Annotated in this window: 10 protein-coding genes; all 10 read left to right on the top strand. The window is 53.5% G+C overall.

All coding sequences use genetic code 11. From position 1 onward, the window contains the following. Positions 1-123: 123 nt before the first annotated feature. The 10 genes from KDM89_RS07125 (at position 124) to KDM89_RS07170 (ending at position 13692) form a co-directional block, all read left to right on the top strand. Positions 124-927, top strand: coding sequence for a TatD family hydrolase (locus KDM89_RS07125; RefSeq protein ID WP_212687433.1), 804 nt, complete (start codon positions 124-126; stop codon positions 925-927). Then, positions 924-3371, top strand: a complete 2448-nt coding sequence (locus KDM89_RS07130; RefSeq protein WP_212687260.1) for a DNA internalization-related competence protein ComEC/Rec2 — start codon at positions 924-926, stop codon at positions 3369-3371. Before KDM89_RS07125 ends, KDM89_RS07130 begins: the two co-directional genes overlap by 4 nt. Continuing rightward, positions 3364-4176 (top strand): alpha/beta fold hydrolase, encoded by an 813-nt coding sequence (locus KDM89_RS07135; RefSeq protein ID WP_212687261.1) that lies wholly within the window; start codon positions 3364-3366, stop codon positions 4174-4176. The genes KDM89_RS07130 and KDM89_RS07135 overlap by 8 nt, the downstream gene beginning before the upstream one ends. Before the next feature lie 29 nt (positions 4177-4205). Further along, complete coding sequence (locus KDM89_RS07140; protein ID WP_212687262.1) at positions 4206-5147, top strand: lipid A-modifier LpxR family protein; 942 nt, start codon at positions 4206-4208, stop codon at positions 5145-5147. Between the two features lie 96 nt (positions 5148-5243). Further along, positions 5244-6872, top strand: a complete 1629-nt coding sequence (locus KDM89_RS07145) for a CTP synthase (RefSeq protein ID WP_212687263.1) — start codon at positions 5244-5246, stop codon at positions 6870-6872. Between the two features lie 26 nt (positions 6873-6898). Next, positions 6899-7750: a 3-deoxy-8-phosphooctulonate synthase gene (gene kdsA, locus KDM89_RS07150; RefSeq protein ID WP_212687264.1), complete on the top strand. Its 852-nt coding sequence runs from the start codon at positions 6899-6901 to the stop codon at positions 7748-7750. A gap of 141 nt (positions 7751-7891) precedes the next feature. Further along, positions 7892-9175 carry a phosphopyruvate hydratase gene (gene eno, locus KDM89_RS07155; protein WP_212687265.1) on the top strand — a complete coding sequence of 428 codons (1284 nt, stop codon included), beginning with the start codon at positions 7892-7894 and terminating at the stop codon, positions 9173-9175. A gap of 54 nt (positions 9176-9229) precedes the next feature. Continuing rightward, complete coding sequence (gene ftsB / locus KDM89_RS07160; RefSeq protein WP_212687266.1) at positions 9230-9568, top strand: cell division protein FtsB; 339 nt, start codon at positions 9230-9232, stop codon at positions 9566-9568. 147 nt (positions 9569-9715) lie between these two features. Continuing rightward, positions 9716-11365 carry an AMP-binding protein gene (locus tag KDM89_RS07165; RefSeq protein ID WP_230427725.1) on the top strand — a complete coding sequence of 550 codons (1650 nt, stop codon included), beginning with the start codon at positions 9716-9718 and terminating at the stop codon, positions 11363-11365. Further along, positions 11362-13692, top strand: coding sequence for an oxidoreductase (locus KDM89_RS07170; RefSeq protein WP_212687267.1), 2331 nt, complete (start codon positions 11362-11364; stop codon positions 13690-13692). The genes KDM89_RS07165 and KDM89_RS07170 overlap by 4 nt, the downstream gene beginning before the upstream one ends.

Here is a 13692-nt window from a genome sequence, read left to right on the forward strand (position 1 = left end):
TTGTTTTTGTTGTCAGTGCATCATTGAAGCAGGTTGCCGCAAAGACAGTGTTCTTCATCCGCGCTACACTGCGGTTTTTCCTGATTTTCTATGTCTGCGATGCCGGAATTTCTTACGCCAGCGATGCTGATTGATACGCACTGCCATCTGGACGCTTCTGAGTTTGGCGATGAAGCGGCGCAGATCCGTGCGCAGGCGCAGCAGGGTGGTGTTGGGCAAGTGGTGATTCCGGCGGTGCATCGCAATACCTTCGCTCAGGCGGCGGAAATGGCGGCGCGTTTGCCGGGTTGCAGTTATGCGCTCGGGATTCATCCTATGTATGTGCCGGTGTCCGACGAGAGCGATATTGCGCTGTTACGCGAGCAAATTGCGCAGCGGCTGCCGCAGGATGCGCGGCTGGTGGCGGTTGGTGAAATCGGGCTGGATTATTTTGTACCTGCGTTGCGTGAAGCGCCGTTGGCAGAAAAGCAGGAATGGTTTTACCGCGAGCAGTTAAAAATCGCACGTGACTTTGATTTGCCGGTGCTGCTGCATGTACGCAGATCGCAGGACCAGATTCTGAAACATTTACGCCGGATTCCGGTGCGCGGCGGCATCGCTCATGCATTCAATGGCAGCCATCATCAGGCCATGGAATTTATCAAACTCGGTTTTAAACTGGGCTTCGGCGGCACCATGACTTTTTCCGGTTCGCGCCAGATTCGCCGGCTGGCTGCCGAGTTGCCGCCGGAATCCATCGTGCTCGAAACTGATGCGCCGGATATTCCGCCAGCGTGGTTGCATGGCCAGCGTAACAGTCCGGCAGAATTACCGCAGATTGCGCAGGTGCTGGCGGAATTGCGCGGCTGGACACCGGAAGAAACCGCCCGTATCACAACACAGAACGCGCTCGCCGCCATGCCACGGCTGGAGGCTTTACTGCGATGAGGCGCTGGGCTGCGGGATTTCTGGCTGGTACGCTGATCCTGCAGCAACAAGCGACACTGATCAGTGCTTATGCAAATCAGATACTGATCGCGGTTTTATTTCTGCACGGGCTATGGTGGTGGCTGCGGCAGCCTGCGAGTCCCGGTTTTCATTCCAATTTTGTTCGCAGCCGTCGTCGCTGGTTGTATTCCTTTGTTTCGCTGATGCTTGGTCTGCTTGCAGGATTGAGCTGGGCGCACTGGCAAGCCTGTGATGCGCTGCAAACCCGCCTGCCAGCGTCATTCGACGGGCAGGAAATTCAGACGGTGGTGCAAATCGACGGTTTGCCTTACCGCAATGACACCGGCTGGCATTTCACAGCAAAGCTGCTGCAGGCAGACTGGCCTGCAAACATCGACACATCCCATCCTCCGCAAAAACTCAGCGCGAACTGGTTTCCGCAACGCGAAGCCTTGCCGGAACTGATTTCCGGTCAGTGCTGGCAAATGCGGCTGCGGCTGAAGCAAATTCACGGTACTGCTAATCCCGGTGGCTTTGACAGCGAACTGTGGGCGCTGGAGCAAGGGCTGGACGGCGCGGCTTCTGTGCGTGAAGCCAGCCTGCAACCTTGTGGCGGCGCTGAATGGTCGGCGTCATCGCAGTTTGCACGCTGGCGTGCAAGTTTGCGTGAGCGTATTTTTGCGGCGTTGCCGGAACAGCGTTATGCCGCCGTAGTGGTGGCTCTGGTGATCGGCGAGCAGCGCGCCATTACGCAGGATGACTGGAGTATGCTGATGCGCAGCGGTATCGGGCATCTGATTTCGATCAGCGGATCGCATATCACAATGATTGCAGCTCTGATGGCATGGCTGGCCGGACAGGTCTGGCGACGTTCGGCGTGGCTGCCTTTGCAGCCAGCCTTGCCATTGCGCTGTCCCGCGCAGCATGTGATGCTGGTGACAGGTGTAATAACCGCCTGGTTCTATGTCGCGCTGGCGGGATTCGGGGTGCCGGCGCAACGCACAGCGATTATGCTGACGGTAGCGGCGCTGGCTAACTTCAGCGGTATTCCGTGGCGCTCTTCACAGATACTGGCGATGGCTTTGCTGGCGGTGCTGATTATTGATCCGTGGGCGGCGATGTGGCCGGGATTCTGGTTATCGTTCGGTGCGGTTGCGGCTTTGATGTCGGTAGCGCAGCCGCAGCAGGAAAAAACGGTAAAGAAAAAACACTGGCGGCAAATGCTGATGCAGGCGCTGCACAGCCAGTGGGCGCTGATGGCTGCCATGTTACCGGCGTGCCTGTTCTGGTTTGGTCAGTTCAGTCTGGTCAGTCCGTTCACCAACGCGATTGCAATTCCGGTCATCGGCTGGCTGGTCACGCCGCTTGCGTTGTTCGGTTGTCTGCTGCCGGATATGCTGGCGAAACTGGTGTGGCAACTGGCGCATTTGTTGTTATCGTGGCTGATGCCACTGATGGAATGGATGGCGGGTCCGGCGTGGGCGGTGTGGCAGCGTCCCGTGCCGGAATGGCCGTACTTGTTGCTGGCAACGGCCGGTAGTCTGATTTTGCTGTTGCCACGCCGCTGGCCTTTGCGCTGGCTGGGTTTGTGCGGCTGGCTGCCTTTGTTATTGCCAGTGCCGCAGCAGCAGACCGGATTGGTGCTGCAGTTTCTGGATGTGGGGCAGGGCATGGCGGTGCTGGTGGAAACGCCGCATCATCGCTTGCTGTACGACACTGGCCCCGCATGGAATGCCGGTGCAGATGCTGGCGCGCGGATTGTGCTGCCGTATTTGCAGAGCCGCGGAATTTCAAAGCTGGATGCAGTCATTGTTTCACATCAGGACACTGATCATTCCGGCGGAGCGGCGAGCATCGCAAAAAACATCGCTACTGTGCAGTGGTACAGTTCTTTGCCCGAACAGCATGCATTGCAAGCGCGTATGCGTCCGCATCAGCGCTGCGAAGCGGGTATCAAGTGGCGCTGGGGTCATGTGGATTTTGAGTTTTTACAACCGGCTGCCGTTAGTTATGCCAGCGATAAATGGAAACCGAATGCGCGCAGTTGTGTGCTGCGCATTGCTTACCGCGATCAGGCGATCTTGCTGGCGGGCGATATCGAAGCAGTGCAGGAAGATGAAATGCTGCAAATGCAGCCGGATAAGTTACGCGCCAGTGTGCTGCTGGTGCCGCACCACGGCAGCGGTACTTCATCTACACCGGCATTTTTGCAGGCAGTGCAACCGGAATGGGCGGTGTTTCAGCTCGGGTACAGAAATCGCTACCGCCATCCGCGTGCCGATGTCTGGCAGCGTTATGCGGATTTTGGAGTAAAACGTCTACGTAGCGACTCGGAAGGTGCGATACAGTTTGTTTTTTCAGAAACAACTGAAGTCAGTAGCTATCGCTGGCAAAGGCCGCGCTACTGGCAAACCCGCGCAGACGGGAGTGGAGACCATGAATAAACCCCGATTACACTTTTTGCACGGTAATGGTTTTCCGGCGGGTACTTACCGCCGGTTTTTATCGTATCTGGAACCGCATTACGAGATTCAGACCACAGAACGCATTGGGCATCATCCGGATTATCCAGTCACGGATTGCTGGCCCTGGCTGATCCAGGAAATCGCCAGCGATTTGCGTCAGCGTTATCAGGAGCCGGTGATATTGCTCGGGCATTCGCTGGGTGGTTTGCTTTCCATGCTGGTTGCGCATCAGCATCCTGAACTGGTAAAGGCTGTTGTGGTGATTGATGCGCCGATTGTGGCAGGCTGGCGCGCTGGTGTGTTATGGACAATCAAAAAGCTCGGCGTTGATAAATACCTGTCACCGGCACGCTTTTCTGAAGTTCGCAAACAGCAGTGGGAAAACCATCAGGCGGTGCATCAGCATTTTGCGGTCAAAGACGTGTTTAAGGCATGGGAGCCTGAAGTGCTGTGGGATTACGTGCATGCAGGGACAGAAGCGAATGCGGATGGCGTAACTTTGCGTTTTCTGCGTGACATCGAAACCCGCATTTACCGCACCATGCCACACCACATGGGTAAGCTGATCCATGAATGGCCGGATGTGCCGCTGGGTTTTGTCGGCGGGACTGAATCAAAAGAATGTGGCATGGCGGGTGATCTGCATACGCGGCGTTTAATGAAAGAGCATTACACGCTGATTTCCGGCGGACATCTGATTCCTATGGAAAAACCGGCTGAAACCGCGCAATCCGTGTTGCAGATGTTGCAGAAAGTGCTCGGTCAGCAGTCTGCAAAGCGTTAAAATCAGCCTTCTGTACTCTCCGGATTCTTATGATGATTTCTAAAAATACCATTCGTACCGTTTTCTCCTTGGCGCTCGCCAGTGCTTCCGGCTTCTCTTTTGCTCGGGTGTTGCCTGACTGGCAAGAGTGGCAGCAAGTCAGCACACAAGGAAAATCTGCGTGGATGGTGGAAGTAGAAAATGACAGTCTGCTGCTGAAGCGTGATGACCGTTTTTTTACTGCCGGTGATCATCTGAGCCGCCGCTTTCAGTTGCAAACGGGTACGCAAGTCGTGGAGTACGGCTGGCATCTCGGGCAGGACTTGTACACCGGCTCCGATATTAAGCTGACGCCGGCACAAATGCCGGTCATTGATCATCCGTATGCGGCATGGCTGTACGCTGGTGTCTGGCGCGAGCAATCGGATGCTGCCGGTCGTTCCTGGAAAGTCGGTGTGGACATTGGCTGTCTGGGCCCTTGTGCCGCCGGGGAAAAGTCACAGGAAGTTTTGCACAAAATTTTGCGACAACCGCAGGCGCAGGGCTGGAGTACGCAGCTGAAAAATGAGGCTGGTATCGTGTTGTCCGGCAGTTATTCTCCGGGGAAAATGCTGCCGTGGACTGGCGTTGAGTTTCGCCCGCTGATCAAAGGCCGTATCGGCAATATCTTTACGGATGCCGGTGTTGAGGCGGAATTGCGCGCAGGCAACTTAAATTTGTTGCCAGGTCAGCAAGCTTCCTATGCATTTTTGCGCACCGAACTGAAATGGGTAGGCTATAACGCGACCGTGCAGGGCGGCTATTTCCGTAACCAGACTTTGCCGGTACATATTCGTCACCGTGGTGGAGAAGTGGAGCTCGGATACCGCTGGCAGGGCGCGCAGTGGGGCGTCAATGCCTCAGTCGTGCGGCGTATGAATGAGATCCGTGAAATCACCGATGCTACTGGAAATCAGAATTTCGTAAGATTGCAATTTGTATATCAAAACTGATCCGGAAATATGGCAGAATTTGCGGGTACTCGTGTACTCAGCCAAAGCTGATGTATAATTCCGATTTCCCGCTTGTGCCGTAGGGCACCTTCTGCAATGACAAAATTCGTTTTCGTTACCGGGGGCGTAGTCTCCTCTCTGGGCAAAGGTATTGCCGCTGCCTCTCTCGCCGCGATCCTCGAATCGCGCGGCCTCAAAGTCACAATGCTCAAACTGGATCCGTACATTAACGTTGATCCGGGTACAATGAGCCCATTCCAGCATGGTGAAGTTTTCGTTACCGATGACGGCGCGGAAACTGATCTGGATCTGGGGCACTATGAGCGCTTCATCAGCAGCAAGATGAAGAAAGTGAACAACTTCACGACTGGTCAGATTTACGAATCCGTGATTCGTAAAGAACGTCGTGGCGAATATCTGGGTAAAACCGTTCAGGTTATCCCGCACATCACTAATGAAATCCAGGAATTCATCCATCGCGGCGCAGCAGGCGCAGAAATCGCGATCGTTGAAATCGGTGGTACCGTTGGCGATATCGAATCCCTGCCATTCCTCGAAGCAGCACGTCAGCTGAGTCTGCGCGCTGGCCGCAATAATGCGTCCTTCGTGCATCTGACACTGGTTCCTTACGTTGCCGCTGCCGGTGAACTGAAAACCAAACCGACACAGCACAGCGTTCAGAAACTGCGCGAAATCGGTATTTTCCCTGACGCACTGCTGTGCCGTTCTGATCGCGCTATTCCTGATGATGAACGCGCAAAAATCTCCCTGTTCGCGAACATCCGCGAAGAAGGCGTGATTTCCGTCTGGGACGCAGACACCATCTACAAAATTCCGCAAATGCTGCGTGCTCAGGGTCTGGATACCATCGTTTGTGAAGCACTGGGTATCAATCCTAAGCCAGCCGATTTGTCTATGTGGGACAAACTGGTGTACGCGCTGGAAAACCCGAAAGAAGAAATCACCATCGGCATGGTTGGTAAGTATGTCGATCTGACTGAATCGTATAAATCGCTGACTGAAGCGCTGCGTCACGCCGGTATCCACACTGAAAGCCGTGTGAATATCGAGTACGTAGATTCCGAAGAAATCGAAGCGCAGGGAACAGATTCCCTGAAAAAATTCGATGCGATTCTGGTGCCTGGTGGCTTCGGTAAACGCGGCGTGGAAGGCAAAATCAAAGCAGCCCGTTTCGCCCGTGAAAACAAAGTACCTTACCTCGGTATCTGCCTCGGTATGCAAGTCGCGCTGATCGAATACGCACGTAACATGGCTGGTCTGGGTCAGGCTAACTCGACTGAGTTCGATCCTGAAACACCACAACCGGTAGTTGCGCTGATCGACGAATGGCAAAACGCTGACGGTAAAGTTGAGAAGCGTGATGAAAATTCCGATCTCGGCGGCACCATGCGTCTGGGCGCGCAAACTTGCGCAATCAAGCCAAACACACTGGCAGCAGAAATCTACGGCAACGTTGTGACTGAGCGTCACCGTCACCGCTATGAAGCAAACAACCATTACCTGACCCGTATCGAACAGGCAGGTCTGGTGGTTTCTTCCCGTACTGCGACAGAAGATCTGTGCGAAATCATGGAATTGCCACGTGACGTGCATCCGTTCTATATCGGCGTGCAGTATCACCCTGAGTTCAAATCGACACCACGCGACGGCCATCCGCTGTTTATCGCGTTTGTCAAAGCAGCACTCGCTCAGAAGCAGTCCTGATATTTGCGCTGTAAAAGGAAAACAGTATGAAATTATGTGGATTTGAAGTCGGTCTGAACCAGCCTTTCTTTCTGATTGCTGGTCCGTGTGTGATTGAAACAGAACAAATGGCGCTGGATACAGCGGGTTATCTGAAAGAGATCACGACAGAACTCGGTATTCCGTTTATTTACAAATCCTCGTTTGATAAAGCTAACCGTTCTTCCGGCAATTCGTTCCGTGGTCTTGGTATGGAGCGCGGACTGGAAATCCTGGCAAAGGTCAAACGTGAGATTGGTGTACCGGTACTGACCGATATTCATTCCACAGAAGAAATCGCTCCTGTTGCAGCGGTAGTAGATGTGTTGCAGACACCGGCTTTTCTGTGCCGCCAGACAGACTTCATCGAAGCCTGCGGCCGCTCCGGTAAGCCGGTGAACATTAAAAAAGGCCAGTTCCTCGCACCGCGCGATATGGTCAATGTGATTGGCAAGGCACGTGCAGCAGCACGTGCAGCTGGTCTGAATGAAGATAATTTCATGGCTTGCGAACGTGGTGTTTCGTTTGGCTATAACAATCTGGTTTCCGATATGCGCTCGCTCGCGATCATGCGCGAAACCGGTTGCCCGGTTGTATTTGATGCCACCCACTCTGTGCAATTGCCGGGTGGGCAGGGCGTTTCATCCGGTGGTGAACGTCAGTTTGTGCCTGTGCTGGCACGTGCGGCGATTGCCGCAGGTGTTTCCGGCGTATTTATGGAAACCCATCCTAATCCTGCAGAAGCTTTGTGCGACGGCCCGAATGCAGTGCCGCTTGGTCGTATGAAGGAACTGCTGTCGACGATGGCGGAACTTGACCGCGTCGTCAAAAAAACCAGCTTCCTCGAAGCTGACTTCTGATCCGCATTTGTAGCCTGCTGTGGCTGCGAACAACGCGGCGACAGCAGTTTCTCTGTCAGCCGCGTTTTGTGCTTTTTTCGATGGCTGACAGACTGAAAATCGTCCGGTTTGTGTTTTCTTATTAAACTTTAGGAGCCTTGTATGAGCGCTATCGTAGATATTATTGGCCGTGAAGTCATCGATTCCCGCGGTAATCCAACCGTTGAATGCGATGTGTTGCTGGAATCCGGTGTTATGGGCCGTGCAGCTGTTCCATCCGGCGCATCCACAGGTTCGCGTGAAGCGATCGAACTGCGTGACGGCGATAAGTCCCGTTACTTCGGTAAAGGTGTACTGAAAGCGGTTGAGCATATCAACACTGAAATCGCAGAAGCAATCATCGGTCTGGACGCAAACGAACAGGCTTTCCTGGATCGCACAATGATCGATCTGGACGGCACAGAAAACAAGAGCCGTCTGGGCGCGAATGCAATGCTGGCAGTTTCTATGGCAGTTGCAAAAGCAGCAGCGGAAGAAGCTGGTTTGCCACTGTACCGCTATTTCGGTGGTTCCGGCGCAATGCAATTGCCAGTACCGATGATGAACGTGATCAACGGTGGCGCGCACGCAGATAACAATCTGGACCTGCAGGAATTCATGATTATTCCGGTAGGCGCACCATCTTTCCGTGAAGCGATCCGTTACGGTGCGGAAGTGTTCCACACACTGAAAAAAATCCTGCACGACAAAGGTCTGACAACCGCGGTCGGTGACGAAGGTGGTTTCGCTCCTTCCGTAGAAAACCATGAAGAAGCGATCAAACTGATTATTCAGGCGATTGAAGCGGCAGGCTATGAGCCAGGCACGCAAATCGCTCTCGGTCTGGATTGCGCTGCTTCTGAATTCCATAAAGATGGCAAATACCATCTGGAAGGCGAAGGCCTGACACTGTCTTCGACAGATTTTGCAAACCTGCTGGCGACCTGGGTTGATAAATATCCTATCATCTCCATCGAAGACGGTATGGCAGAAGGCGACTGGGAAGGCTGGGCGATTCTGACAGAAAAACTGGGCAAAAAAGTTCAGCTGGTTGGTGATGATCTGTTCGTCACAAACACTAAAATTCTGAAAGAAGGTATTCAGAAAAATATCGCTAACTCTATTCTGATCAAAATCAACCAGATCGGTACACTGACCGAAACGTTTGCAGCGATCGAAATGGCGAAACGCGCTGGTTATACTGCTGTGATTTCTCACCGCTCCGGTGAAACAGAAGACAGCACGATTGCTGATATCGCTGTCGGTACCAACGCACTGCAGATCAAAACAGGCTCTATGTCCCGTTCTGATCGTATGGCGAAATACAATCAGTTGCTGCGTATCGAAGAAGATCTGGGTGAAATCGCTACTTACCCTGGTCGTGACGCGTTCTACAATCTGAAGTAATTGTTGTGACTGACACAAAGGACATCTGTCCTTTGTGTCGGCAAGGTGTTTATTGTGCGTCTTATTGCGCTTGGTTTTGCATTTTTGTTGATACTGATTCAGTACCCACTGTGGCTGGGGAAAGGCGGCTGGCTGCGTGTCTGGGAGCTGGAGCGTCAGCTTGGTCAGGCTCATGGAAAGAATGAGCAATTGCGTGAACGCAATGCAAAGCTTGGTTCAGAAATTGATAACCTCAAAAATTCGACAGAATCAGTTGAGGAGCGCGCGCGCCTTGAGTTGGGTATGCTGCGTAAAGATGAAATTTTTGTGCAGATTCTGGATGCTAACGCCACTCTGCCACCGCCACCTGCCCCCAAAGAGCCATCGCCTGCTGCTGAAAAACGTAAGCGCTGATGGTCATGTCTCGTTTTATTCAACATGCAGTGTTTCTTGTTTGTGAGCAAGAAATTCCACTTCATGATCATTGATTTATCCGCTTAGTATTTACCTGAAATTATTTTAGGTTTAAAGTATCGCGCATTGTCGCAACCGGAGTAACGGATGACCATGCAGGTCTCTGGTGCAGATGATGCCGCATTTGTGCGTCAGCATCTCCCGTCAAAAAATCTCTGGCCAGAACGGCCTTTTTCTCTCCCTGAATTACAGTATCCCGAACGCCTGAATTGTGCGGAAGTATTGCTTGAAAAAACACTTAATCCGCATTTTGCGAGTCGTCAGGCATTGGCGGGCAGTGGCATCTGCTGGACTTACGCTGAGCTGTACACTGTTTCCAGTCAGATTGCGCTGACACTGCAAAGTGATTACGGTTTGAAATCCGGTCAGCGTGTACTGATCAGCGGAACCAATCACCCGTGGCTTGCAGCTTGTCTGCTGGCAGTTTTACGCGCAGGTGCAATTGCGGTTCCGGCGATGCCAATGCTGCGTGCAAAAGAACTCAATGCAATGACTGAGCATGCCTGTATCAGCCATGTGCTGTGTGACGAACAGGTATTTCCGCAGATTGCACAAATGCAGATATCTTCTTCACAAACGCTGCAGATTATCCGTTTCCGTGAAGAGGGTGCTGAATTTCAGCAGAAAGTACATCTGGCAAACGCGGCGCAATTCCGTGCTGCAGATACAGCAAGAGATGATCCCTGCCTGATTGCATTTACTTCAGGTACAACAGGCAAACCCAAGGCAACCGTACACTTTCATGAGGACATGCTGGCGATTTGCGACCTGTTCCCGCGTTCAGTTCTCAGGGTCACGGAACACGATGTGTTCACTGGCACACCACCGCTGGCCTTTACCTTCGGGCTGGGTGGCTTGTTGCTATTCCCTTTGCGCTATGGCGCATCGAGTGTTTTGCTGGAACGCTACACGCCGGAATCTTTGCTGGCGACAATCTCAGAACATCAGGCGACCGTGTGTTACACGGCACCAACCTGTTACCGGCAAATGATTCCGATGGTGCAGCAAGCAGATTTGCGTTCATTACGCACCGTTGTTTCGGCCGGTGAAGTGCTGCCGGTTGCAACGCGCACCGCATTTGAGTCTGCCACGGGGTTAACCATGATCGATGGCATAGGCTCCACTGAAATGCTGCACATTTTTATTGCTGCCGCGGGAGATGAGGTCAGGCCTGGCGCAACCGGGAAAGCCATTCCGGGATATCAGGCGTGCGTGCTTGATCAGAATGGACAGCCTTGTTCGCCCGGTGTGGTTGGCAGACTTGCCGTCAAAGGACCAACCGGCTGTCGCTATCTGAACGATACCCGCCAGCAAACCTATGTGCAGAATGGCTGGAATCTGACCGGCGACGCTTACGCAACCGATCAGGATGGCTATTTTTACTATCACGGGCGGATAGACGACATGATTGTCAGTGCAGGCTATAACATCGCTGCGAGCGAAGTAGAGGATGCGTTGCTCGCACACGAGCAGGTTGCGGAATGCGCTGTGATTGGCGTACCTGATCCGATACGCGGGCAACTGGTGAAAGCATTTGTTGTGTTACGTGAAACGCAATGTGCAGCGCCGGAAATGGTGACATTGCTGCAGCAATGGGTGAAGCAGCGAATCGCACCCTATAAATATCCGCGTTTAATCGAATTTGTTTCCGTGCTGCCGCGTACCGATAGCGGCAAGCTGCAGCGCTATGCGTTACGACAAGCTGAATTACAGAAAAGCACTGAGGAAACGGTATGAAAATTCTCATCAATGGCGGAGGTCCGGCCGGACTGTTCGGTGCATTATTGCTGAAAAAACGCCGTCCGGACTGGGAAGTTCATGTCACCGAGCGGCATGCAGCAGAAGATACTTTTGGCTGGGGTGTGGTGTTATCGGAGGATGCGCTGGAAGCAATCACTTTGCAGGATGCAGCCCTTGCTGATGCGCTGTCACCGTTGCTGCATCACTGGAATACGATAGAAATACGCCGCAAAGGTGAGCTTGTACGCAGTACCGGTCACGATTTTTACGCGATCAGCCGTTATCAGTTGCTGAAGCAAATGCAGGATCAATGTAAGTCTGCCGGTGTGGTTTTCCACTGGCAGCAATCGGTCGCAGATCCTGTGCAACAGGCGCTCAGTATGCGTGCTGATTTACTGATTGGTGCTGATGGATTGTACAGCGCGGTGCGACAGCAACTGGACGCGCATTTTCAGCCGAAGCAAACACAGGGTAAAACCCGCTTTGTCTGGCTGGGAACGACGCTGCCGCTCGATACTTTCTTGTTTTCGTTTATTGAGACAGAACATGGCTGGATGCAGGCACATGCATACAAGCATGATCGGGATAACGGCAATGATGCTGTTTGCGCGACATGGATTGTCGAAATGCCTGAAGCTGTGTGGGAAAAAGGCGGGTGGGCAGATCTGCAAACGACAGACGCACTGAGCAGACTTGAGCTTCTGTTTGCGGATGATTTGCAAGGGCACAAACTGTACGCGCTGGCGCATCAGCAGCGCGGTTCCGTGCAGTGGATGCAGTTTCCGCAATTATATTGCCAGCGCTGGTACACGGAATCCGAAGCGGAAGGTCATCGGCTGGCAGTGGTGCTGGCTGGTGATGCTGCACATACTGCCCATTTTTCTATCGGTTCCGGTACGCGCCTTGCGATGGATGACATGGCGGAACTGGTGCTGCAATTATGTGGCAGCTCTCAGCAAACGCTGGCGGATGCGCTGCGTCAATATGAACAAAACCGCCAGACCGGTTTTTTGCGGTATCAGAGTGCTGCGCGAAATTCGATGAACTGGTTCGAAAATGCGGGCAGATATCAGCGTTTGCCGATGTGGCAAATGGCGTATTCGTTGCTGACACGCAGTCAGCGCATACTGCATGACAATCTGGCGCTGCGCGACCCTGCGCTGGTGGCAGATGTCGAACAAAAAATTGCTGTGCAGGCAGGCGCTTCGACGGCTGCGCATCAGCGAAACTTTCCGGCACTGACACCGTTCCGTGTTCGTGAACTCAGTCTGAAAAACAGGATTGTGGTATCGCCAATGGCCCAGTATCAGGCGCAGGATGGTATCGCCGGTGATTACCACGTCATGCATTATCTGAGCCGGGCAATGGGTGGCGCTGGGCTTGTGATGACGGAAATGACGGCAGTCCGCGCAGATGGCCGCATTACACCCGCTTGTACCGGTTTGTACAACGATGATCAGCAGGCTGCATGGGAGCGGGTTACCGCTGCGGTTCACAAGCATAGCGATGCACGTATCGGTATTCAGCTTGGTCATGCCGGTGCGAAGGGTGCGTGCCGTGTGCCGTGGGAAGGCGATGATGTCCCCCTGAGCGTCGGCGGATGGCCATTGTTTGCCGCCAGCGAAACCACATGGAATAAAGGGGTTTCTATACCTGCGAAAGCGATGACGGTTTCGCAGATGGACGACGTCAGGCAATCTTTTGTCGCGGCAACACAGCGTGCCGCCGTGGCTGGTTTTGACTGGCTGGAGCTGCATTGCGCACACGGTTATTTACTGTCCGGCTTTCTGTCTCCGCTGACGAATCAGCGTCAGGATGCGTATGGTGGCAGTACAGAAGCCCGTTGCCGTTTTCCGCTGGAGGTTTTTGCCGCCATGCGAGCCGTCTGGCCTGCACATTTACCGATATCCGTCAGAATTTCTGCTCACGACTGGGTAGAGGGGGGGATGACGCCGGAAATGGCAACGGAAATTGCAATGCGCTTCCGAGATGCCGGTGCCGATGTGATCGATTGCTCATCGGGACAAGTCAGCAGTGTTCAGCAGCCAGTTTATGGCCGCATGTACCAGACCCCGTTTGCCGATCAGATCCGTCAGGAAGCCGGCATCGCCACGATTGCCGTTGGTGCGATTACGTCGCTGGATCAGGTGAACACCATCATTGCTGCCGGACGTGCTGATTTGTGCGCGATCGGCCGTCCTCATCTGGCAAATCCGAACTGGACTTTGCATCAGCTGGCTCAGGCGGGCGATATCCGTCAGTGGCCTCTGTCCTTGCAAGCGGGCGCAGCGCAATTGCGGCAACAATTGCAGGCGAACAGGTAG

It is taken from the genome of Cognatundibacterium luofuense (assembly GCF_018139685.1).
Taxonomy (GTDB): Bacteria; Pseudomonadota; Gammaproteobacteria; order Burkholderiales; family Burkholderiaceae_D; genus Undibacterium; species Undibacterium luofuense.

Excerpts from the sequence above, each read along its gene's own strand:
- KDM89_RS07140 (WP_212687262.1), top strand. The coding sequence starts at position 4,206 with ATGATGATTTCTAAAAATACCATTCGTACCGTTTTCTCCTTGGCGCTC.
- KDM89_RS07135 (WP_212687261.1), top strand. The coding sequence starts at position 3,364 with ATGAATAAACCCCGATTACACTTTTTGCACGGTAATGGTTTTCCGGCG.
- KDM89_RS07170 (WP_212687267.1), top strand. The coding sequence starts at position 11,362 with ATGAAAATTCTCATCAATGGCGGAGGTCCGGCCGGACTGTTCGGTGCA.
- KDM89_RS07145 (WP_212687263.1), top strand. The coding sequence starts at position 5,244 with ATGACAAAATTCGTTTTCGTTACCGGGGGCGTAGTCTCCTCTCTGGGC.
- kdsA (WP_212687264.1), top strand. The coding sequence starts at position 6,899 with ATGAAATTATGTGGATTTGAAGTCGGTCTGAACCAGCCTTTCTTTCTG.
- KDM89_RS07165 (WP_230427725.1), top strand. The coding sequence starts at position 9,716 with ATGACCATGCAGGTCTCTGGTGCAGATGATGCCGCATTTGTGCGTCAG.
- eno (WP_212687265.1), top strand. The coding sequence starts at position 7,892 with ATGAGCGCTATCGTAGATATTATTGGCCGTGAAGTCATCGATTCCCGC.
- KDM89_RS07125 (WP_212687433.1), top strand. The coding sequence starts at position 124 with ATGCTGATTGATACGCACTGCCATCTGGACGCTTCTGAGTTTGGCGAT.
- KDM89_RS07130 (WP_212687260.1), top strand. The coding sequence starts at position 924 with ATGAGGCGCTGGGCTGCGGGATTTCTGGCTGGTACGCTGATCCTGCAG.